General features: G+C 38.5%; 17 protein-coding genes. 5 read left to right on the top strand and 12 right to left on the bottom strand.

Annotated features, from left to right (window positions below; genetic code table 11):
* Window positions 1-714 carry an NUDIX domain-containing protein gene (locus GYM62_RS05605; protein WP_219958674.1) on the bottom strand — a complete coding sequence of 238 codons (714 nt, stop codon included), beginning with the start codon at window positions 712-714 and terminating at the stop codon, window positions 1-3.
* A gap of 83 nt (window positions 715-797) precedes the next feature.
* On the opposite strand from GYM62_RS05605, the gene GYM62_RS05600 reads away from it, so the two are divergent.
* A complete protein-coding gene (locus tag GYM62_RS05600) occupies window positions 798-2438 on the top strand; it encodes a carboxylesterase/lipase family protein (protein ID WP_219958673.1) in 1641 nt (546 codons plus the stop codon).
* Window positions 2439-2472: 34 nt separating this feature from the next.
* Here GYM62_RS05600 and GYM62_RS05595 read toward each other — a convergent pair whose 3' ends face one another.
* Together GYM62_RS05595 and GYM62_RS05590 are read right to left on the bottom strand one after the other, a co-directional pair.
* Complete coding sequence (locus GYM62_RS05595) at window positions 2473-4731, bottom strand: helix-turn-helix domain-containing protein (RefSeq protein ID WP_219958672.1); 2259 nt, start codon at window positions 4729-4731, stop codon at window positions 2473-2475.
* A 71-nt stretch (window positions 4732-4802) separates the two neighbouring features.
* Window positions 4803-6428, bottom strand: coding sequence for a DUF748 domain-containing protein (locus GYM62_RS05590; protein ID WP_219958671.1), 1626 nt, complete (start codon window positions 6426-6428; stop codon window positions 4803-4805).
* A gap of 110 nt (window positions 6429-6538) precedes the next feature.
* On the opposite strand from GYM62_RS05590, the gene GYM62_RS05585 reads away from it, so the two are divergent.
* The 4 genes from GYM62_RS05585 (at window position 6539) to GYM62_RS05570 (ending at window position 15661) form a co-directional block, all read left to right on the top strand.
* Window positions 6539-7324: an endonuclease/exonuclease/phosphatase family protein gene (locus tag GYM62_RS05585; RefSeq protein WP_219958670.1), complete on the top strand. Its 786-nt coding sequence runs from the start codon at window positions 6539-6541 to the stop codon at window positions 7322-7324.
* A 2-nt stretch (window positions 7325-7326) separates the two neighbouring features.
* Entirely contained in the window at window positions 7327-8163 is an 837-nt protein-coding gene (locus GYM62_RS05580; protein WP_219958669.1) for a DUF1080 domain-containing protein, read from the top strand.
* A gap of 175 nt (window positions 8164-8338) precedes the next feature.
* The gene (locus GYM62_RS05575; protein ID WP_219958668.1) at window positions 8339-10531 is read left to right on the top strand and encodes a carotenoid oxygenase family protein; all 2193 of its coding nucleotides are present in this window, start codon (window positions 8339-8341) and stop codon (window positions 10529-10531) included.
* Window positions 10532-10534: 3 nt separating this feature from the next.
* Window positions 10535-15661: an adenylate/guanylate cyclase domain-containing protein gene (locus GYM62_RS05570; RefSeq protein WP_219958667.1), complete on the top strand. Its 5127-nt coding sequence runs from the start codon at window positions 10535-10537 to the stop codon at window positions 15659-15661.
* On the opposite strand, the gene GYM62_RS05565 is transcribed toward GYM62_RS05570, so the two are convergent.
* From GYM62_RS05565 to GYM62_RS05525, 9 genes are all read right to left on the bottom strand, one after another.
* Complete coding sequence (locus tag GYM62_RS05565; RefSeq protein WP_219958666.1) at window positions 15658-17070, bottom strand: Gfo/Idh/MocA family protein; 1413 nt, start codon at window positions 17068-17070, stop codon at window positions 15658-15660. The two genes, GYM62_RS05570 and GYM62_RS05565, sit on opposite strands and share 4 nt — an antisense overlap.
* Before the next feature lie 125 nt (window positions 17071-17195).
* On the bottom strand, window positions 17196-17408 hold the full coding sequence (locus GYM62_RS05560; protein WP_144604897.1) for a DUF2892 domain-containing protein: 213 nt from the start codon (window positions 17406-17408) through the stop codon (window positions 17196-17198).
* 102 nt (window positions 17409-17510) lie between these two features.
* Window positions 17511-18533 (bottom strand): hypothetical protein, encoded by a 1023-nt coding sequence (locus tag GYM62_RS05555; RefSeq protein ID WP_255590578.1) that lies wholly within the window; start codon window positions 18531-18533, stop codon window positions 17511-17513.
* An 11-nt stretch (window positions 18534-18544) separates the two neighbouring features.
* Window positions 18545-19762: an alpha/beta fold hydrolase gene (locus GYM62_RS05550; protein WP_219958665.1), complete on the bottom strand. Its 1218-nt coding sequence runs from the start codon at window positions 19760-19762 to the stop codon at window positions 18545-18547.
* Between the two features lie 5 nt (window positions 19763-19767).
* The gene (locus GYM62_RS05545) at window positions 19768-20508 is read right to left on the bottom strand and encodes a DUF6503 family protein (RefSeq protein WP_219958664.1); all 741 of its coding nucleotides are present in this window, start codon (window positions 20506-20508) and stop codon (window positions 19768-19770) included.
* A gap of 6 nt (window positions 20509-20514) precedes the next feature.
* Window positions 20515-21252 (bottom strand): DUF6503 family protein, encoded by a 738-nt coding sequence (locus GYM62_RS05540; RefSeq protein ID WP_219958663.1) that lies wholly within the window; start codon window positions 21250-21252, stop codon window positions 20515-20517.
* Window positions 21242-22372 carry a glycosyltransferase family 87 protein gene (locus GYM62_RS05535; RefSeq protein ID WP_219958662.1) on the bottom strand — a complete coding sequence of 377 codons (1131 nt, stop codon included), beginning with the start codon at window positions 22370-22372 and terminating at the stop codon, window positions 21242-21244. The genes GYM62_RS05540 and GYM62_RS05535 overlap by 11 nt, the downstream gene beginning before the upstream one ends.
* Before the next feature lie 208 nt (window positions 22373-22580).
* Window positions 22581-23474, bottom strand: a complete 894-nt coding sequence (locus tag GYM62_RS05530) for a hypothetical protein (protein ID WP_219958661.1) — start codon at window positions 23472-23474, stop codon at window positions 22581-22583.
* A 39-nt stretch (window positions 23475-23513) separates the two neighbouring features.
* Window positions 23514-24206 carry a glycosyltransferase family 2 protein gene (locus tag GYM62_RS05525; RefSeq protein ID WP_219958660.1) on the bottom strand — a complete coding sequence of 231 codons (693 nt, stop codon included), beginning with the start codon at window positions 24204-24206 and terminating at the stop codon, window positions 23514-23516.
* Window position 24207 lies beyond the last annotated feature (1 nt).

Genomic DNA, 24207 nt, shown 5'->3' with positions numbered 1-24207 from the left:
TTAAGAATTGCTCTTTCCTTTAATGCTGTATAGATATGGAGCTTTATGAGAGCCTCCTGAGAAGAGCTTTTCGTGCCTTTCCAAAATATCTAAGCTTAGCATTTTTCGTTGAAAATTAGCTCTATTCAATTTTTCTCCCAAAATAGCCTCATAAACATTCTGAAGCTCTTTCATGGTAAAGCGTGTAGGAAGTAGGTTTACTGATAACAGCTTTTGATCAAGATGTGCCCTTAGATGTTCTAAGGCTTTTTGAACAATAAAGCTATGGTCAAAAATTAGATCTGGAATTTCGTCTATTCCATACCATCCAATAGAATCTGATAAGGCATCAGGCTTAGGCTCTACTTTTTCGTAGTCTATCAAAGCATAATAAGAGACTGAAATAAAGCGATCCAACAACCAATGATTATCTGGAATATCTCCATTCTGAGCCTCAAGAATCTTTTTCATCACTTCTGGCTGAACCCGCTCTAAAGAACCAAAAGTGTGAAATTGCTCCAAATAAATTTCATCAAGTCCTGTTCTCTCCTTCAGTCCTCGCTTAACCGCTTCATCCAAAGGTTCATCTATTTTCACAAAACCACCAGGCAAAGCAAACCAGCCTGTGTTGTGATATTCCATGATGAGAATTTTAAGTTTCTCCCCTGAAAAACCAAATACCACAGAGTCGTAGGCGATATGGGGCAGATACTGATTTAGGTTCGGACTAGCCATGCTTTACAAAATTTATTCAAATAAATAGGAATTAAGCCAAATAGCAAGTACTATTGTTTCATAATGAAACAATAATCAATGCTATGAAAACTCAATTAGCCTTCTTTTTGATTATGGTATCCATCCAAGTCCATTCATTCAGTGCCAAAGCACAAACCTCCAATTCATTTGATGTTCAAACGAAAATTGAAACAGGAGTTATTGAAGGAATGTATGATACCAAGACAGGAATACAAAAGTACTTAGGTATTCCATTTGCGCAAGCCCCTATCGGAGACCTCAGATGGAAAGCTCCTCAACCTGCCAAAGCTTGGGCTGGAATTAGGGAGACTAAAAAATTTGGTCCTAGAGCTGTTCAAGCTCCCATTTTTGGCGATATGAATTTTCGCTCTGATGGAATCAGCGAAGATTGTTTGTATCTAAATGTTTGGACTCCAGCGAAAAGGGATAGTAAAAATCTTCCTGTTTTGGTGTATTTCTACGGAGGAGGATTTTCTGCCGGAGACGGATCTGAGCCAAGATATGATGGAGAGAGCATGGCTCAAAAAGGAATTGTCGTTGTTACAGTCAACTACAGGTTGGGAATATTTGGGTTCTTTGCTCACCCTGAATTGAGTGCAGAGACATCCTACAAAGGTTCTGGCAATTACGGTTTGATGGATCAAAACATGGCCTTACAATGGGTTCAAAATAATATAGCTTCATTCGGTGGAGATCCCAAAAAAGTGACAATTACAGGAGAATCGGCTGGTTCTATCTCAGTAAGCTATCAGATGGCCTCTCCCCTTTCAAAAAATCTGATCGCAAGTGCAATTGGAGAAAGTGGCGCAGGAATTCATCCTACGCTGGCTCCAATGCCATTAACGCAAGCAGAAGCTAATGGAAAAGAATTTGCCGATAAGGCGGGAGTAAGCTCACTAAAAGAGCTTAGATCCCTTTCCACCCGCGAATTGTATGAGATGTTTTTGGAATCCAAAAGATTTGGATTTCCTGTGACAATCGATGGATACTTCCTTCCTAAAACACTCCCTGAAATTTTCGAAGCTGGTGAACAGGCGCAAGTTCCTTTATTGGCAGGTTGGAATTCTGCTGAAATTCCAGGTATGGCCTTTATGCAGGGCAAGCCTTTTACCAAAGAAGCTTTTATTGAAAAGGTGAAAGAAACCTATCCTCAAGAATGGGAAGAGGTATTGAAACTTCATCCCCATAATACTCCTGCAGAAGTCGAATGGGCAGCAACCAACCTTGCAGCAGATAGGTTTATTTCTTACAGTACATGGAAATGGCTGGATTTACATGCTAAAAATTCAAATCAGCCGGTTTATCGGTATTTATACAGCAAGCTAAGACCTCCTCTAAAAGATCAAAACTTAATGCCAGGATTGGCGGGAGGAACTATGGAAAGAAATGGCCAGGAAGCCCCAAAGGCTCTTGGAGCACCACATGCTTGCGAAATAGAATATGCAATGGGTAATCTCCCCCTGGTCAAAGAATATGCTTGGACTGCCGAGGATTATAAAGTATCCAATCAAATGCAAAGCTATTTCGCCAACTTTATCAAAACTGGAAATCCGAATGGCGAAGGTTTAGCTCAATGGTCTTCAATGGGAGGCAATATTTCTAATCCTCCTTATCTTATTATTGACGTGACTTCTAAAGAAGAGAAATCGAATGTTGAAGCACGCTATCAATTTCATGATCGATATTACAGCAAGAAGGATTAAGATTGAAAATGGGAAGTCAAATGGCTTCCCTTTTTTATACAGTCTTGTTTCCTGCAATGACCATCTTTAAGGTTCCGTAATCATATTTCCCTGAGAAATGCTCCCTTAGCTCTTTCATGCTTTTGAATTTTTCCATGCTGGCAAGAATCTCAATGATAGTTTCACCGGGAAGGCAATCTTCCAATTCAATTCTTCCTAAAACAATCCCATCAGCCAAGTGACCCTTAATAGTAGACTCTGCTAACCCTCTCTCCAATGCGATTGCTGCTATTCCCTTTCCTGATTCAAAAAGCTGAAAAGTAAGCTCCTGAGAATCTCCTTTTTGTCTTTTAGGCTGTGCAGTTCCCTTTTTTACCTTTCCGGTTTTTGACTTGATGTCTTTCAATTTATCAGAGGCCAAGTCCTTTGCTTTCTCATAAAACTGTCTTCTCAAGCCTTTGAACTTATCTTCGATATCATCCATCCTGCCAGGAATATCATTTTCTAAAACAGCCTGAACTATCCTTTTTATCTTATTGATTTCCAGATATTTTCGAATAAACATCTCCTCTATAGCTTCCACTTCTTCTTGATATGCCATTGTTTTAGAAAAATTCGAAACCAACACCAACTGAAGTGCAAGCTTCTCTAGAATATCCAAAAAGAGACCTTTGTAATAAGCTACTCCTTTTTCTAACCTTTCCCTTAATTTGTCTTGGTCTTTTTCAAACAACAAATAGACGAGCTGTCTAGAGAACTTCTCGGTATTTTCCAATTCCAATTGAATCAATTGCCGAATAGAAGGCAGACATTGTTGCATTTGCTCTAATGCGAACTCCATCTTTCCTTCCTGACCGGATAGATGATCATTGATCTCTTTATAAATAGGCCTTAGCTGAAAGGTGTTTTCCAAAAGTTGCTGGAGGTAATTTCGCTGATGAACTTCCAAGGCCTCATCCAGTTTTTGATGGGTTTTGGCTCCTTGGGAGAAATTAACCACCTGCTGATCCGAATAAATCAAGCCGCTTTGAATTCTGCTTCTGAGGATCAATCCATCCAAGCTTCTCAGGCGGCTAAGAGCCACATATACCTGACCTGGAGCAAAGGCGTTTCCTACATCAATGATTGCCTTGTCGAACGTAAGGCCTTGACTTTTATGCACTGTTACTGCCCAAGCCAGTTTGATTGGAAACTGGGAGAATGTTCCTACGACTTCCTCTTCAAGCTCTTTTGTTTGAGGATTCACAAGATATTTCTTGTTCTCCCAAACCTCCTTTCTCAGAGTATATTCCTCGGTTTCATCGGCCATAATCACAGTAATGGAATTATCGCTGAGTTCTGTAACGGTTGCCAACTTTCCATTGAAATAGGAGGAAAAGCCTGAGCTGTCATTTTTGACAAACATAATTTGAGCTCCTTCTCGCAATTCGAGTTTTTCTGGCAAGGGAAACAAGGATTCCGGGAAATCATCTTCTATATCAGCTCGGTAAAAAAAAGAAGGCCCAGAAAGTGAATTGAGCTCATTCTGATTAATCTGATCTGCCTTGTAATTATGGGTAGTGATGGTAATACAATCCTTTTCTTCCTTGATTTCCTCCTGAGTTCGAAAGTGCTTATTCAATAATCTGACATCTTCTGCGTCTAGCTGATTATCTCTGAGATGATTCAGTAAGTTGATAAAAACCTCATCTCTCTGGCGAAAAATCTTATCCAGTTCCAGATAAACCAAGCCAGATTGATTAAGAGCTTTGGCCTCAAAAAAATGCATGCTGGAATAAAATCTTCCCAAAATTGCCATCTCATGATCCTTTACAATGGGAGGCAATTGATATAAATCCCCTATCAACAAGACCTGGACACCTCCAAAGGGCTGATTAAAATTCCCCTTGACACTTTTCATTCTATAATCGATAGCATCCAGAATGTCTGCTCTCAGCATACTGACTTCATCGATTACCAGTAGATCAATAGACCTCAAAACAGATTTTCTGATTTTATTCAATGGGTGTCTTCTCCCCAAGGTATGTTGAGTATAGAATCCATATTGATCCGTGTAATTCCCTTCAGGTTCTTTGACAGGTAAGAAACTTCCTAGAGGAAGTAAAAACTGGGAATGTATGGTCACACCTTTAGCATGTAAGGCCGCAATCCCTGTGGGTGCTACGACTACATAATTTTTATGGGTTTTGACGGCAAGATCTCTGAGGAAAGTTGTCTTTCCAGTTCCTGCCTTTCCTGTTAAAAAAATGGGGGCTGCTGTACTGTTAACAAACTTCGCTGCCAGTTCCAGCTTTTCATTGGACTCTTGATTCATGCCTAAATTTATAAAAGTCCTAGTATTCCTCTCTGACAAAATGTGACAGAAAGCAAAAAGCTTTATTTTTTCTAATTTTTTCCCTGTTTTTCTTTAGAATCTTTTCTTCCTGTCAGCAATTTGGTGAGTCCCCCGGGGGTTATTTCCTGTAGACCTCCTTTGGTGCTTTCCCAAATAAAGTTGAAAGGGCTGCGGTATACATTCCTTTTGGTTTGATAATTAGCGATTCGATAATTCTTTTTTTCGGGAAGGTTCTCAGACCTTATTGCAATGTTTCCTATGACACTGAGCAAAGAGTTTTTTTGTTTGGAAGTACCGTCTTTTAGCACTTCTAGCTTAAGTCCTTCATAATCAAAAACCATCTGATTGTTTGATGCTACCTCCCAAGAATCCATTTGTAAGCTCAACTTGTGGAGCTTTCCTGATTCCACTCTCAATGCCGCCATTGGCTCAATGATGGGATTTAAAATAGTTAAGTCCATGGCTCCTAAGTTGAGATTCATTTTGAAAAGCTCCTGATTGTATGGAACAGTAAAATTTGCCTGTATGGGAGTTTGTCCTAAAAATTCTGTTTTCACCTCCATAGTCATTTCCTTGGACCTTCGAAGTGAATCTATGCTAATTACCCCATATATATCTGCATGGAATTTCTCAAATGAAATCTTTGGTCCTTTTGAATGACCTTCGGGGATTTCAATATAGGTCAATTGACTATTTCGAATTTGAAGGGTATCAATTTGAAGAGGAATAGGAATACCTGAAAGCATCCCTGCAAACATCGGCTTTTTGATCTCTTTCTCTCTAGGTTTATTCTTATTCCTAACATCTGTGAAAATCAAGGAGTCCAAAATCATTTTATCTGCAATGATAGACCAGTTCCCATACAAATCACTCTCTGCATCTAAACCCACAAAATTCAACTCCTTCAGTTCAAATTCTATCAAGTCTTTTTGATATGTTTTTTCAAAAGAAATTTTTTCTATCTCCTGATCATACCGCATTGCAACATTTTGAAAGGATAAGCTTTCATTCAAAAAATCAAAATCAATGGCTCCAATCTTTATTGACTGCTTGGAGTTCATTTGTAAAAATAAATTCTTCAGCCCTGTTTGAATCTGATTCAACTCAAAAGGAACCACATGAGTCACAATTCTTTTATCTGTTTTCAAACCTTTAGCATGAATAAATAAATCTGTAAAAAACCCAAAGGATCTCAGGCTGTCTTCCTGAATCAATAATTCTGCCTTGCCTCCCTCTAAGACGAAATCCCTGACAATCCCTCTGGATATTAAATCCCCAAAAAGATCCTGAAAGGCTTTTGAATTATCCTGCAAATTGGAAAGTGAGTCAATTTTAATCAGTCTAAAAGAGGGATTGATCAGCTTAATTTCACTTATATCCACGGCATTGTTAAAAATCAAATCCCAAATACTGAGTGAGGAGAATATTATTTGTTCTACAGAACCAGTGATTTCAACTGGCAATCCCTCCTCTAAAGGGTCCAACAAAATATGCTTCAACTCTACTCTGCCTCTCAGAATATTGACATCAACATTTTCAAAAAGCAGGTCATATTGCCTTTCCGGATTCTCATTAATCAGTTTATCGATTTTCTTGGCCAACCAAAAATCAAGGCCAAAGAAGGCCAAACCGATACCAACAATGAAAATGACGAAGAAGAGTACAGCTTTTTTCATTTACTAAAAATTAAGAGAAATATAAGGAGTTATTCGATTATGTACTACTTAGCTTATATTAAAGACTTATCTTGATTTCATCCACGATTCAAAGCACTAATATTCAATCAATGAAACTTCCTCATTTTCTTTTATTTATTCTTTTTTGCGGTGTTATGAACCTTCAGGGATATCCACAGGAAATAAAAGTAATGACCTATAATATCTACCATGGAGAAAATCCTTACCAAACTGGGAAACCCAATCTAGATGGCTTGGCCAAGCTGATTCATGAATTAAATCCTGACATAGTTGCTCTTCAGGAAGTAGATAGCATGACGAATAGACTAACCACCATCTATGGGCAAAAAATCGATTTGGTCAAAGAACTGGCCAAGCAAACGGGCATGCAGGGCTATTTTGCAAAGGCGATGGATTATTCAGATGGAGGATATGGTGAAGGTATTTTAGTAAAAAGAGGTGCAGATTTCGAAACCCAATTACTTCCAACTCCCAAGGGTGGCGAACCCAGATCGGTGGCATGGGCAAGATTAAACATTGATCAGAATACCTGGCTAGTCGGGGGAACTCACCTTTGTCATGAATATCCTGAGAATCGATTAGCACAGGTAGCTTCAATTTTGAACTTTGTTCAAGGTCGACAGGATGCAATCTTATGGATGGGAGATTTAAATTTTAAGCCTGATTCAGAAGAATATCGCAGCATCCCAGAAAATTGGCTTGATGCAGGTCAAGTGGCAAAAAACACTCAAGCAACTTATTCATCCGAATCCTATACAGGGAGAATAGATTACATTTGGTATAATCCTGAGAAACTGGAACTGATCTCATATGAGGTTTTAAACAAACCCTTTTCAGATCACTATCCAATAATCGCCACCTTTAGATTTAAATAAAAATGAGACTTCAATACCTAGCATTTGCTTTTTCAATCATTTTGTTCTCTTGCCAGAGCAGTGAAAAAAGTGAAGAAGATATAATCTGGACTTCCCTTTTCAATGGAGAGAATTTAGAGGATTGGCATGTAAAAATCAGGGGGTACGAATTGGATGATAATTTCGGAGAGACCTTTCGGGTAAATGATGGACTGCTTCAAGTTCGATATGACACATATGATGCCTTTCAAAGAAGATATGGGCATATTTTTTTCAAAAAACCTTTCTCATATTACCTACTTAAGGTAGAATATAGATTTGTTGGGGATCAAGCTCCGGAAGGTGAAAATTGGGCTTATAGAAACAGTGGAGCCATGCTACATTCTCAAGATCCGAGTACTATTTTAACAGATCAGGATTTTCCAATATCCATCGAAGCACAATTTTTGGGTGGGAATGGCAGTGATGAAAGAAGCACTTGTAATCTATGTACTCCGGGAACCCATGTGGTTATGGCAGATACTTTATTCACTCCTCATTGTATCAATTCCACTTCAAAAACATATCATGGAGATCAATGGGTTCAGGCCTATTTGATAGTTTTGGGCGATGAAGAAATTCATCATCTGGTCGAAAAAGACACCGTTATTTCCTATTACAAACCTCAGATTGGAGGAGGGAACGTAAGTCCCGTAGATAGTTTGATTAAACTCGATGGAACCCCTCTAAAAGCTGGTTATATAGCTCTTCAAAGTGAGAGCCATCCCATTGATTTTCGAAAAATTGAGCTAATTGACCTAGCTGATTATCAAAATGACCGTACTAAAATCAAAGAGCTGGTAACTAAGGCCTTACGCTAAAATCAATCAAATCGATTCAGAATTGACAGTTATTGTAATTTTTTGAGATTTTCAACTTGGACGAACTACCTATTCTGTCAAGAAAATCAAACTATTTTCATTTAATTTTTCGCTAAGAAGCTAAAAAAAAGTAGATTATAATGATTAATTTACTTTTACCTAGCCTGATTATTTAATGATTTTGAAAAAGACATGGAATGCCATTTTGAATTTTTTTAAGAAAAATTCTGAAATAAAGGCGATTCAAGGTGAACCCTTATTGAAAGCTTCAAGGAAAGAAATCACTGGTGAATTAAAGATAATTGAAGGGAAACTTCCAGCGAATATTTTTGGGGTTTTTCATGTTTCACTTCCTGTAGGAACAGTTAACTCCGAAGGCCTTCCTTTCCCGGAAAAAACAGAAGAAGGAAAGAATAATCCCGAATTTGGTTCACCTATAATGAATGGAGACGGTATGGTTATTCAGGTCAATCTGAACCAATCAAGCCCAGAGGTTAAGACCAAATTGATGAAAACACCTTGTTTTTATGCAGATGAAGCAACAAAACAAGGGACTAAACATCATGGATTGATGGGTTTCCATAATATGGGAATCACTAGAATGAGTATGGTTTTCGGCTCTAGAAACGAACTGAACACAGCTACTCAGCCTGTCAAATTCAATGGGCAGAAACAGGGAAGTTTGATGGCCACCTATGATGTTGGAAGGCCCTATTTACTGGATCCCAAAAGTCTGGAAATTATTACCCCAATGGGCAAAAGCACTGAATGGATGACCGCGGAGCCCCCCATGGTTCCTTGGCCTTTTGGAATTGCCCAAACCTCAGCGCACCCCGTATTTGATCCGCTTACCAAGGAGGTTTACACCGTCAATTACTCCAGAGATAAAGGTTCCTTTACTCACATGGAGCAAACTATTCATCATTTAAGGCATAATAAAGAGTCTTTTAAAGATAAGTTAGAAGCTCTGGCGCATAAACTGGTTGATCATCCCGACCACGATCATGTGAATGAAGAAGTGAAAGGTTTTTTCACCAACCTAAATCATCACGTCGATGGAAAACCTCATGACAATGATGAGCCAAAAGGAGATGTATTCATGTTTTTACTTGCATGGGATGGCAACGGTCCTATGAAGCGCTGGGAACTTGAAGACCAGACTGGGGATAAACTGGCCATTTATGAATGCATGCATCAATTGGGAATCACCGAGGATTTTATCATTCTAACAGATTGCTCTTTTAAGTTTGCGATGGACCTACTTTTTGATAATCCATTCCCGGAAAGCAAGGTGATAGAAAGGTTGATAAGACGTTTAAGCACTGTAAAAATGGAAGCCTTTACCACTGTCTACCTTGTCAAAAGGAAAGATATGGATCCTTCCAAAGAAAAACTGACTGCTTATAGACTGAAAGAGCCGATTCCTTTGGAAACTATCCATTACAGCTGCGATTATGCAAATCCAGATGGAGTTATCACTCTTTACGGAGTTCATAATGCTGCAACTTGTATCGCTGAATGGGTTAGAACTTTCGATAAAAGAGCTTTGGACAACAAGCCTGTCGATCCTAATTACTACTCACTATTCGCAGTAGGCAGTATGGATATTAGTAGACTGGGAAAGTGGAGAATTGATAGCAATTCACTGGAGGTGTTAGAGGAAAAAAGCAAAGTATTAGAAGAACCTGGAAAGTGGAAAGAAGATGTGATAGGCCCAAATACCTGGACTATCGTGCTTTATACCTATAGAGATATTCTTTCTGCAGACAAGGTAGTACCGACCATTAAACAGTTTTGGTATGTCAGTGATGGTACTGACTCAAACTTGCTCACCAAATTTGTTTATAACCTGTACAAGGATTATCCGCATCGGGATCTTTCTCTGGATGACATCAAAGAGGCAACTAAGAGAGAATTGCCATTCAGTATTACTCGAGTAAATCTCGAAACCATGGAGACTGAAGATTATTATCAATGTGCCAAAAAAACTTATATAAGAGGGGTTCATTTTATTCCCCGCAAAACTCCTGACCCAAGTATTCCAGAAGAATTAGATGGCTATTTATTTTGCCCGGTTCAGGTAGGAACTGAAATTCCCGAAGGGGGCTGGACTTATAGCAGTGAATTTTGGGTTTTTGATGCCACTTCAATCTCAAAGGGTCCGATTTGCAAAATGAAAAATGAAGAAGTGAAATTTGGTTTTACCCTTCATACTTCTTGGATGCCTGAGGCAGATACCACAGATCAAAGCTATAAAATCCCGGTTAGGGAGGATTATGGAGAAGTAATCGAAGGCATAAAAATCAAAGCCGATACTAAATTTCTGGAAGACTTTTTCGAAAAAAACATCTATCCACATTTTGAATAAAAAGTGAAAGAAATCCCTCAAATACAGAAGTTAAAACTGCACTATGAAAGCCATAGGAGTAAACTTTTTACAGGTCAAAGTGAATCTGGTGACACCATCTTGCTAAAAGAAGATCTAACCGGCGATTTGGGCAGACTTCATAATGAGGCGATGATTTCCGGTAGATCCAGTCATAATGAAGTCAATTCTCAGGTAATTCTTTACAATGGCCGAGTGGTGATGGTAAGAGAATTCATCCCGGGAAGCACCTTAAAAGAAGCACTCGAAAAAGGATCACTTGACACAAAAAGCTTTCTGGAATTGGCAATCAAACTATGTCATGAAGTTCAGGATTTACATTCCAAAGGAGCACTTCACAATGATCTTAATCCAAAAAATATCATTGTAGCTGAAGACCTTTCTGCGTGTCAGTTAATTGATTATGAATTTGGGTCCTCTATTGAAAATATAGAATTACAATACGAGCCATTATCTACAATTTCCGGTACGATAGAGTACATATCTCCAGAGCAAACAGGGAGAATGAATAGGAAATTGGACCAAAGGAGTGATTACTATGCTTTGGGTGCTACTTTTTATGAAATGCTTACCTCCCAGCCTCCTTTCGTGGGCTCGGACCTTTTGGCTATGATTCATTGTCACCTTGCAATCAATCCTGTACCGCCTAGTCAAATAAATAAGGACATACCAGAGGCTTTGGACAAAATAGTACTCAAGCTTTTGGAAAAAAATGCAGAAGAAAGGTATCAGTCCATCCCTGGTTTATTGGCAGATTTAAATTTCGCATTAGAAAATTGGAAGGCTTCAGGAAAAATACCTGAATTCGAGCCGGGTCTCACTGATATTGCCTCTAAACTTCATATTTCTCAGAAGCTATACGGGAGAGAAAAAGAAATCAAGGAACTTTCCAAGCATTTTAAACTTGCTTGTGAGGGAAAGAAAGTTTTGATGACGATTGGAGGCTTTAGTGGAGTAGGAAAAAGCGTTCTTTCACAGGAATTATACAAAGAGAGTTCCGTAAAAAATGGACTTTTCTTATCAGGGGCATTTGATGTATTGGATAGGCAAACCCCCTATTTAGCCTTTGTGAAAGCCTTTAGGCAATTTGCTGAGTGGCTTTTGGTAGAAACCACAGAGGTGCAAGCTCATTGGGCAAAAAAACTCAATAAAGATTTGAAAGGTTTGGGACAAATCATTTTGGAAATGGCTCCCAATCTGAAGCATATTCTTCCCCCTCAACCTCAATTGGTAAACCTGACTGGTTATGAAAACCAACAAAGGATACAATTCACGATAAATGCTTTTTTGCAAAGTTTAGCTTCAGAAGATACCCCTCTGGTATTATTCTTAGATGATTACCAATGGGCCAATGATGCTTCTATAGAATTGTTGAAAAGTTTATTCAATAATTATAGCCTTTCCCATGTGATGATTTTAGTGGCTTATCGGGACAATGAAACCAATGAGTTCCATCCATTCACCCAAGCCATCAAATCCATCAAGTCCAATAATCTTGATGAGGACTATCTAATTATCAAAGAGCTGCATTTGGCTCCATTGAGCTTGAATCATGTGGGTGCGCTCATATCCGACACGCTAAAATTGGAGTCATTGGAAGTAGCCAGTCTTGCGGAGTTGATCTATTCTAAAACCAAGGGGAATCCCTTTTCATTGAATAAATTTTTAGAATCGCTATATATCAAAAAGCTCTTAGAATTTGACTATGACAGTAATAAATGGACTTGGGATATAAGAACAATCAATGCCCAGAACCTCAGTGAAGATATTGTCGATTTATTGCTTTTAAGAATTCGAGAATTACCAGAGGAAGCGCTTCAAGTTATAAAAGTCGCTTCAGTTTTTGGGATGGAGTTTTCTCTTTTTCAGTTATCCCTGATCACCGGGCAGCATATGACCCAGATTCACCAATATTTATGGCCATTAATTCAGGAAGGCTCATTGATTCCTGTTGGGAATGATTATAAGTATATTCCAGAATACTATGGAGAAACCAATAAAGACATACGTTTTCGCTTTGCACATGCAAGAATTCAGCAAGCTGTCTATGCATTATTAGAGGAAACTGAAGAAAGTAAATTTCATTTTGAAGTTGGTCAGATTTATTTAAATAAACTTTCTCAATCAGAAATTGCCCAGAAACCTATTGAGATAGGGCTTCATTTTGCCATTGGGTACAAGGAGGTATTGAAAGCCAAAAACAAGGAACAAATCGGCTGGCTCTTATTGGATTCGGGAAGAAAATCTGCACAATCAGCCTCATTTGAAGGAGCTTTAAGCTTTACCGAGAAAGGAATTGAGTTATTGGATGATAAGCTGGGTAATGAGGAGAAATTTGAACTCTACCTAGGCGCACTCGAGTACTCATATCTTCTAAGGGACCCAGTGAAGCAGGCAAAATTTGAAAAATTAGCATTTCACATAGCGGATGACCAAGTCAAGCGAGTATTGGTCAATGAAGTGATTGTAAGATGCTTGGGTTTTGCCAATTTACCCAAAAAAGCTGTTGAGGTTGCCCAAGTTGCACTGAAAGAAGTTGGAATTCACATCCCGGATAAAGCATCTAAAATCCAGGTTATATTCCATGCCATCAAAATCCAATTATTACTCCCAAGGAAGAAGCTGAGTAAAATCAAAGACATTCCAGAGGCTACAGATCCATTGGCGCTTGCTACTTTCAAGCTCTTATTGGCATCCCTATCTTCCTACTTTTTTGTCAATATTTCAACTTATCCGCTTTTAATATTCCAAATGATTCAGCTCACTTTGAAAAAAGGAATGGGGCCTGAATCGGTAATTGGAATAGCCTCCTACGGATTGATCTTGACAACTGCCCTTAAAAAGCCATCAGACGGATATGAGGTGGTAAAAAACTCCATGGAACTCCTTACCCGTCCGGAAAGAATGAAGTACGCGGCAACCATCAATATGATGTATGTCTCATTTACTTCCCATATCAAAAAGAACATCGTAGACAGCGTTCCTTTAACCTATGAGGGATATTTGAAGGGGCTGGAATATGGAAATATGGAGTATGCCTGCTGGAATTTATTTTTCGGAACAGCACTGAAGTTTCATGTCGGTGATGATTACGAAGCCCAGCATAAAGAAGCCTTGGAAACAGAAAAGTTTGCCATTCAGTACAACTTTGCTAATCAGGCGGCAATCACTCAAATTATTGAAAAATGTCTGGCAGTTTATTTAGAAGATAGTAAAAATATCAACGAGGCACTGAAAGAATTGCCAAGAAAGTTAGAAGACAACTATAAAATCGCCTTAAAGGAGACCAATCATATTTTTCTGATGTCTTATTATGGTTACATAGGTTCTACCTTGATGTTCTTTGGAAAGTATGGTGAGGCATTCGATTACTTTGACAAATTGCCAAGCCATAGCAAAGACCAGCCCACCTCATTTTTTATCCATTATTACAATATAAACAGTGGCCTAAATGCAGTATTTCTGATGTTTCAGATTGGAAGTTCCAGCTTCCGTGATTCAGATTTAAAGGCAATGATTCAGGAAACCATTGATGACTTAAAATCCCTTTCCAAACTTAATCCGGTCTGCTATACTCCCTACTTGAATATTTTTGAGGCAAGCTTAGAGTATTATGAAACCAAGCAGCTAGATCATGAAAAGCTAGAGATTAGTGCAGAAAATTTAAAGGAATTAAAGCATACTCGATATTACATCCTATTTGCTGAGTTAATCAGTCAATTTTTCAAAAAAGAAAAGAATCCTAAGTCTGAATATTGGAGTAATCAGGCAGCTGCTGAAGCAAAAAGAATTGGATGTATTTCAAAGTCCATTTTCCTTCTTCATGAAGAGGATGACTCCGCATCTTCTAAAGCCAGTCGCTACGAATTTTCAAGCTCTTCCACAGAAATTGGTCAAATTGACACTCAAACCCTGGTGAAGACCATGGAGGCATTGGTGAGTGAAATCAAATTGGAAGCTCTCCTGGAAAAGCTAATTACCTATGCCATGGAAAATACCGGAGCACAGGAAGGACATTTTCTTATCAATCGGGATGGAAAGTGGATTTTGGAGGTGTCAACCATGGCAAACCACCAACTTCACACCCATTTTCCTAAACAGGATCTGGATGAAACTGAAGCAGTCAGTCCGGCAATAATCAATTATGCTAAAGCGAGCAAAGAACCTCTCTTGATTGAAGATGCATTTACAACCAAACCCTTTGATTCCGATGAAATTGTAAAGTCCAAAAGGCTAAAATCAATTCTGTGTATTCCTTTTATCAATCAGTCCAAGATTTCAGGTATTATTTACCTAACTCATTCTCTGACAAAAAATGCTTTCTCGAAAAATCAAATCTCATTGATGAGGTTAATGGCTGCTCAAATCGGGGGAATCATTGAGAATGCTTTGCTCTATGAGAATATGGAAAAGTTGGTTCAGGAGAGAACAAGGGAATTAGAAGAAGAGAAACAAAAAAGTGATGCCCTTTTGCTCAATATTCTTCCAAAGGAAATAGCAACAGAACTGATTAAAACAGGAAAAGCCTCTGCAAGACTTTATGAAAAAGTCTCAGTTATGTTTGTGGATATCAAAGACTTCACAAGAATAGCTCAAAGGTTGAGTCCGGATGAATTGGTTCAAAATCTCCAAGTATTCTTCACTCGTTTTGATGAGATTATGGATGAATACGGATTGGAAAAAATCAAAACCATAGGAGATGCATACATGGCAGCAGGAGGTATTCCTATCCCAAGCGAGGACCATGCACTGCGCATATTAAAAGCTGCAAGGGATATTTTAAAATTCACTGATCAATACAATGAAAAAAGTAGATTGCATAACAAACCTGTATTTCAGATCCGCATAGGTATTCATTTGGGTCCTGTTGTAGCTGGTGTAGTTGGGCATAAAAAGTTTGCCTATGACATTTGGGGCGATACTGTCAATATCGCCTCGAGAATGGAGAGTAACTCTGAAACTGGCAAAATCAATGTCTCCGAGGACTTTTTCAATGAGATCAAAAGTACCTATGCATGTGAATTTAGAGGTGAAATAGATGTAAAAAATAAGGGGATGATGAACATGTATTTTGTCAACCATCTCCGTACTCAAGGTCATGTGGAAACTTAAACCCGCACTTGGGTATTTCCCCCTCCTTCTAAAGTTATTTTAACTGGCTCATTGGTTTTCCAACTTCCACCCGTAAAATCTGGAACATCAATGGAATTGGATCTATTGGCCACAGACCACTCACTTAATGGACTGATACAGCTCCAAAGTGCAGCGTCGTATACATCTTGATCCAATGGCAATCCATTTCTCAAACAATCAATTAATCTCCAATCCATCATAAAGTCCATGCCTCCGTGGCCCCCTACTTTTTTCGCTAACTCACCCACTTTCTGAACAATCTCAGGAGTGTATTTTTTCTCCAATTCTTTCATCTCTTCCTCCTTCATCCATGCATGTCCTTTGGAAACTCTAGGTTGAGGGTACTTTTGTGCATATCCTTCTGTACCACTCACCACATGTAATCTGCTGTAAGGTCTTGGTGAGGTTACATCGTGCTGAATCATGATTGATTTACCATGCTTCGTCTTTACCATGGTTGTGTTCATATTCCCTCGGTAATTTTTAGATGCAAATTCAGCCCAGAAAAGATCCTCTTGAGCTAACTCTTCAGCTTTCTTTTTCATCTGGAAATCATTAGAACTCAATGAAGTTAAATAATCCATTTGATCTCCACGATTGATATTAAGAATCTGGCAAACTGGACCTAGACCATGGGTAGGATAAAGATTTCCATCTCTGTAATTTTCCCGCAGTCTCCACATATTCTGGTAGCCTTTGTCTTTGTCAAAGTTCAACCAAAGCAAATCATGAATATAGGCACCTTCCACATGGACCACCTCTCCGAAAAATCCTTCCCGAGCCATTTTTAAAGTCATCAATTCAAAGAAATCATAACAGCAGTTTTCCAATTGCATGCAATGCTTCTTTGTTCTCTCAGAAGTTTCTACCAACTGCCAACATTCATCCAAAGTTCTCGCAGCGGGAACTTCAACGGCCGCATGTTTTCCAGCTTCCATGGCATAAACTGCCATAGGTGTATGCCACTCCCATGGTGTAGCAATGTAAATCAAATCTAAATCTTCTCGATCGCACATTTCCTTCCAGGAATAGACATTTCCAGAGTAGGAAATAGGCTGATGCGGTGTTCCCTTCAGCATTTCCTTCGCTTTTTCAACGCGATCAGGTAAAAGATCGCAAAGGGCTTTTATCTCAACTCCCTGAATTTTACTAAGCCTATCCACAGCTCCAGGGCCGCGCATGCCTAAGCCCACGATACCCACCCTCACAGTGTCAATTTTGGGAGCTGTGTAACCAGACATATTGAAAGCCTGATTTCTTTGCTTTCCATATTGAGCTTCAAAGGGTAAAATTTTAGACTCCTGTGCCAGAGCTGACCCTGCACCAACCAAGCCTAATCCAAAAAGACCTGTAGATTTCAAAAACTCTCTTCTGGGATTATTCTTCATTTTTTGATTTTATTGATTTTGAAACTACTATTTACTAAAATTTTCAAAAAAGTTCATCTAAAAATTCCCAAAAGAAAAAAGCTAGAAGCATGACTTCTAGCTTTTCGCCAAACTATTACGCATTATCATTTACTTTCTGCTCTTGGGCAGGTGTTGATTCCCACCAATGTATATAGTGGGCAAAAACCAACTAGGGTTGTTAAAGTGAAAATAGCAGCAATCACAATTGCCACAATTCCAATGATTCCGGATATAAAATTTGAGAAGTAGAGAGCGACAAGAATGGCGGCGATCGTCAATCGAATTGCTCTATCTGTGGTACCCATGTTCTTTTTCATGACTCTTGAAGTTTGGTTAGAAATGGACTGCTTATTAAGCTTATTAAAGCTAGCTTATCCATTACATGAAAAAAATGACAAAAGTCACAGTAGGAAATGAATTCAGTCAACAAGAAAATATTGTTGCATCACCTTCTCGGCTTTAAGTCCTTGAGGAGTAAAGTCAGGATCCCGCCTTTTTCCTTCAGGATACCATTTCCAAAAATATACTCCTGCTAACCAGTCTTTTTGATAGGCCGTTTCAAAAAACGACTGATAGCAAATAGCCTGAATTTTTTCTGACAAGGCTATCTCTTTTCGTTCATTCGGCCAAACCCAAGGCTCTTTTGCCGCATCTACTGTATTACAATATCCTATCTCCGTGAATAAAACAGGTTTTCCAGTTTTTCTAACCAGCTTTTCAATTTCTTGAATGTGATTTTCCCAAGATCTTTTCAAATCTTTAAGATTGGGAGTCTTTTTATCAGATAAAGGAAAGTAGGCTTGGATTCCAATAAAATCCAATTCATCCCAAAAATTCACTTTCTGATATTCAGTGAAATTGGCAGCATAAGTCAATTGACCGGAATAGACTTTTTTTACTGCTTGAATAATTTTCCTCCATTCTGCTTCCCTTTGGGAGGTTTTTTCCAATTCAGTTCCTATACAAAGCATTGGAATCCCCTCTTTTTCAGCAAGGCGGGCATAGTCGACTATGAAGTTTTCATAATTTTCAAACCAAATTTTCCAATCAGCTTCATTAGTCATTTCGATCTCACCCGGCCAACTTCCACGAGCCCAAAGATGCGGCTTGAGCATATTGTGGATATTGAACTTCTGCGAAGAGTCCAGAGTAGCTGAGATTCCTCTACCAGATTCTCCCCACCATTGCCTATCATTTTCAACCTGCCACCTGATTTCGGGATTATTGATTTCCGACTGCCAACCAAATGGAGTTTGGGAAATTGCATTGATACCATTGGCGGCTAATTCCTGAAATTCTCCCCCTTGTAGTGGATTTCTACTACCTACCCAACAGACGCCATTGTACTTTTCTTTCCATACAGGAAGGTTAGAATCGAAGGAAAAAAACCAGAAAAAGGAAGATATGAAGACTAAAGCAACCGAACTTAAGAGGTATTTCATGGGGAGATTTTTCACTTGCTGAGTACGGTATGGATGACGATATCTTCTTCTAAAGTTCTGTGGACTGGGCATCGATTCGCTATTTCGAGCAATCTTTGCCGTTCCTCCTGATTCAAATCTCCTTCTAATTCTATCACCCGGGTAAATTGAGATACCTTGGCTGATGGTTCATCAGGATTTTCACTATCCTCTTTGTGGACTTTTTGATGATCTAAGTAAACTCTCACCTCATCCAGGTTCCACTTTTTTCGCTCTGCATACATTTTCAAGGTCATTGCAGTACATGTCCCTAATGACGCCATCAATAAATCATAGGGGGTAGGTCCTAGATTATTGCCACCCACATCTTTTGGCTCATCTGCGATCAAATGATGAAAAGGTGTTTTAACATCCGTAGTATAGCCTTGATTTTTACTTAGGCGAACCATCACAGGATTACCTTTGGTGTCATTCTCTACTGCTTGCTTGGATTCAATATAACGATTACTCCAGGAAGCAATCACCTGACCGATGTAAGCAGCATCTTCAGTTTTGGACACCAAATGGTCTGCCCCGTCCAAAGAGACAAATGATTTAGGATGAAAAGCAGCTTCATAAATCATCTGAGCATTTTTGATCTCAACAATCTCATCTTGCGGTGAGTGAAGGATCAATAATGACTTCTTTAATTTTTTTAGAAAGCTGTCTATAGGTTTCTTCTCAAGGTCTTTGACAAACTCACTGCTAATTTGAAAAGGACGACCTCCTATGAAAACTTTGGCTTTTCCTGACTCTTCTATTTCCTCAATACTATTTTGAAAAAGATGCTTTACGTGTAATGGATCAGCTGGTGCTCCCAAGGTCACAACAGCACTTACCTCTTCCAAATGAGGAGAGGCATATAATACTGCTGCACCCCCTAAGGAATGACCAATTAGCATTTTTGGAGCCTCGTAATTCTCCTTTAAAAAAGCAGCTGCATCCAGTAAATCTGAGATATTAGAACTGAATGTACTATCTTCAAAATCTCCCTCACTCCTTCCTAATCCGGTAAAATCAAAGCTAAAAACCGCTACTCCTTCTTGAGAAAGTGATTTGGATATTCTACTGACGGCAGAGAAGTTTTTGGAACAGGTAAAACAGTGGGCAAAAATTGCATAAAATTTAGGCTCTCTATCTAAAGGCATATATAAATGAGCCGAAAGATTGATGCCGTCGCTATTTGAAAAAGTAAGGGATTTAGGATTCATAAAATTTATTTTTTTAACTCCCGAACCTGAATGTTTTCCAGATTGATTTCAGAAAGTAATTCTAATTTACCTTTTTCATAAAGGACTTGCATGCTGTCGACAGGAGTATTTTTATCCTCTGGTTTAAAATTTAAATAATTCTGAAACCTTATTCCACCTTTCTCAACAGCATTGCTCACTTCTCTCATACGCACTCCACCTCCATCAGTATGATAGCTGTATGCTAAATAATCCATCAAGTAGTCCTCTTCCCCTATCCAATATAAAAACTGATCATCGAAGTCTTCTCCTCCTCCTTCTTTCTGAAAAGTAACTTTGATTACGTGGTAAGATTCTCCATTCAACTCTGTTTTTCCAACATATTTCTTGATTACTGCAGGATCATTTAAGCCATAAGGTAAAAAAGCAAAATATGCCACAGAATTCACAGATCTTGAAAATGCTCCTACCCTTTCCTCTGTTAAAGTATCGATCTTTACAGAATTGACGGTTCGTGTAAAACCCTCATTATTGAGTACATCTTTCACCATTCCGGTGGAATCCTCAAACTCCCTGATATACTCAAACGAGCTCTCTGTTTTATAGATTGTATAATGAATGTTTCTAAAGTCAAACTCAATCAAAGAATTGGGATAGTTATTCCCTCCGTGTGCCTCAATTGCCAAATCCACAATTTTTTCAGCTTCCGTTTTTGAGTTACATGATGTTAATGTAATACTTAAAACAAATATTATTAAATATTTCATTTTCTGTTATTTAACATTTTCAATTTCAAAATCACTATAGCTATACTCGGCCCTTAAAAAGGTGTTATCGCCTGCTTCGTTTACTCTAAAGCTTTTTCTTTCTCCGTAAAATATAAACGGATCAGCATAAGAATAATTCAAGTTTTCGATCCGGCTTCTGTGATCGGAAAGCTGAACTTCATTTCCTACCATCATATAGCTATCAGCATCAAAAAAATACCACCAAATATCTTTCCCGGGACCATAATCAACTTTAACTACTTCTACTGATTTTGAAAAAATTTCTCTTTTACCAACATAGGTAAGTTTAGCCCCTTCATCCTCCAATAATTTCCACGGCTGGGCTATGACATAAAAAGCAGCATCAAAATCCTTCTTCTTGGAAGCTAAAAAATCCGGGTTTAGTACAGGGTTTCCAGCAATAGAGTAATGCATGGACTCTCCGTCAAAATGAGCTAAATGTTCCACAGAATCTTTCTCCCAGCGGATAGTTCCTTCAAAAGAAGGTTGTAATCTAAAGCTTAAAAACTGATCAGTTTCACTCTCAACAGTTCCATCTTCGAGTAATAATCTGGTCCACTTTCTGAATCGGATAGTTTCTACTTTATCCCAAGCATTCCATCCCCCATGTGCTTCAACCGACTTTTCAAGAATATCTTTTGCCTGCTTTTCCTCCGAGAGAGTACAAGAAACTAATGCGGCCGATACAATTAAAAAGAGGACATATCTTTTATTAAGATTCATTTTTTGAAAGTTTATTGAGAGTAGAGAAGATTTGAGGGCGATAATCCCAAACCAAAGCTATCAGCAATAAAGCATATTCTAGCACCAAGTAAAAGCTGCTTTCTTCAAAATTAGGGTTTCCATATGCATGATAGGAAAAAATCACTGCAAAGCTCCATACCAAAAAGGACTTTTTCCCAGTCATCAAACTCAATCCTAATCCTGGAATTAAGTACCAAGGATGTATAACTGGTTGAAGCAATAAGTAACTCAGATAGATCAATACCCATAAATCTGCCAGCTTAAAAAGTGACTTGGGCGCTTTTTTCCAAGAAATAAACCAGACCCAAATCACAAAGGTCAAGCTTAGAACTTTACCTAAAGTCTCGATTGTATTATAGCCTTTGATCCAAAAGCCCACCTCTCGGAGCAGGTAATAAATTGAAGCATTGAATTCAAACTTTCCCTGGTATAATCTGATACTTTGTAAAAAATTAATCCAGGCATCATCCCAAACTAATCCAATAAATGAAATACAAAAGGCCAATAGAGTTCCAATCCAAAAAAACGGGCTGAATTTAATTTTTCTAAAAAACAACCAGGAAGGTAGAAAGACAAAAGGCAGAAGTTTCACTCCTATAGCCAATCCCCAAGAAGTGCCAGCTAGAAATTTCTTGTTTTTTGAATATGCGATCAATGAACCTAAAAGGAATATCAGAACTATCCCTTCAAAATGAAGGTTGCCTATGACTTCTAGAATCACTAAAGGATTGAGCCAATATAAAACCAGGTTTCTCAATGGCACATCAAACCTTCGGAATAGCTTGAGTAAGCCGAAAAAGACCAAAAGCTCACCAAGTAATAAGAAAGATCTGAGTGAAATTATTCCGAAAAGCGTGTTTTCCCCACTGGCTTCTGCAGCCAATCCAAACAACAATTGATTGGAAGGCGGATAAACTGAATAATAATTCGGAGAATTCAAATAAGGATAAAGGCGCTCAAAAAATTCGAGCTCGTTAGCTGAATCTTCTACCAATTTCTGAGGAGTTTTGTCATAGGGATTCCCCTCTAATCTGACTATTTCACCATCCCAAAGAAATCTAGCATAATCATCTGATAATAAAGGTATTGAGTGAGACAATATTAACCTTAGCAAAAATCCGAAAAGAAATATACACAACCATATTTCCTGATATTTTTGAAGCTTATATATTCCATACATCCCCAAAAAAGAAAGGGAAAATGCAGCAAAGAGATATGGGAAATTCTCTCTAGAAATAGAGTACCCTAAGGCATAAACACCAATGACTAGAAAAGCGCCAAAAATTAATAATAACGCCTTATGCTTATTACTTTTCAATTCCTAAATCGTTTCTCAGAGGCTCAAATAATTTTTCATTTTTATTCCAATAATCCAGCATATTGAGACTTCTTCGAGTAGCTTTAGTCACTTCCTGATCACCATTGCTTTTGGTTTGGATTTCCTCCCAGGCTAAGATTTCGTATGGAAAAAACTTCTTGTATTGAATTTTTAGGGTTCTTCTGAGTTGCGGATAATCCACGATCAACTCAGAGCTGTTTTCACCTAGGTCATTTTTGCTGATATCAGCTCTGTAGTCTTTTAATTCTACATGAGAAAACCTTTGAAAAGTCAATCCGGGAATTAATCTGGCATCTCCTTCAGCAATCAAATCAGGATTCAAGCGAATCAAATTAAATAACTCATCCTCTGCCTTGGCATCGATTTTCAGCTCCTGATCTCCTTCCGATTCAAAATATGAAAACAATTGCACCTTGTAGGCACTATTTTTCCAATTCATCTGAGTAAATGCCTGACCACACCATTCTGTGACCGAGGAGACGATTTTATAGGAATTTAGCTCCTCATAGATCGGTGTAAAAACTGACAGCATGGTATTATAAGGGTAAACTCCTGTTACAAACTCTCTCGTCATGTTGAGTTTCATAACCTTTTTGGCATCCCTTCCTGCTCCGGAGGGATCATCTAGCTTCACCTGTTTCCTTTTGGAAAAATCTTCCGTCACAAAAATTAATACGGCAGTACCATTTCTAGATTCCCCGTACCTAACCTGCTCCAAATCAAAAACATTGATTTCGGCTTGACCCTGATACCAATAGCCTGCAAACTGCTCTTCTTCTACTCCATCCCTACCTTTGGGGCCGCAGGCGTAAATCGAAAATGCCAGCAAAAATATCAGTAATATGTTTCGGGAATTTCTCATAAGTATGAAGATTTAAAAACTTCTCTAAGATTGCCAAAATTACCAATACTTAAAAATCGTATAGATAATCTTATAGCCAGCACCAAAAACTCCTTTAACGGTACCGCTGACTTTGGACACCCCTATTCTTTTTCTATACCTTACCGGAACTTCAGTATACCTTAGACCTGCTTTATGGGCTTTGATCTGCATCTCTATAGTCCAACCATAATCTTGGTCGACCATATTGATGTCCATCAGCTTTTGCCATACAATAGCTCTAAAAGGGCCTAAATCAGAAAATTTAGCACCTTGAATGTATTTCATCATGGTTGTGGCAAGCCAATTACCAAAGACCTGAGGGAATGTCATGGACCCGGATTCCCGCTCCCCTTGTGCTCTAGAGCCAATTACCATATCTGCTTTTTGATTGATAATAGGCTGGATTAAACCTGTCATCTCTTCCGGATAATCTGAATAGTCTCCGTCCAAAAAGACCACAATATCAGGCTGAACTTCCTGAGATCGAATCCAATCCATGGCTGTTAAACAAGCTTTTCCGTAGCCCTTTTGTCCTTCAAAGACGACTACTGCTCCCGCCTGCTCCGCTACATACCCAGTCTGATCTGTTGAGTTATTATTGGCAACAACAATATTTCTAACCCATCTGGGAATATCTTGTATAACCTTGGCAATAGATTTTTCCTCATTAAATGCAGGAATGATGACGTCAATTAGGTGATTTGGAAACATG

The sequence above is a fragment of the Algoriphagus sp. NBT04N3 genome, from assembly GCF_019443765.1.
In the GTDB taxonomy this organism is placed as follows: domain Bacteria; phylum Bacteroidota; class Bacteroidia; order Cytophagales; family Cyclobacteriaceae; genus Algoriphagus; species Algoriphagus ornithinivorans.
Note: the sequence above shows the minus strand (reverse complement) of the source record. Positions and strands in the feature narration are given on the sequence as shown.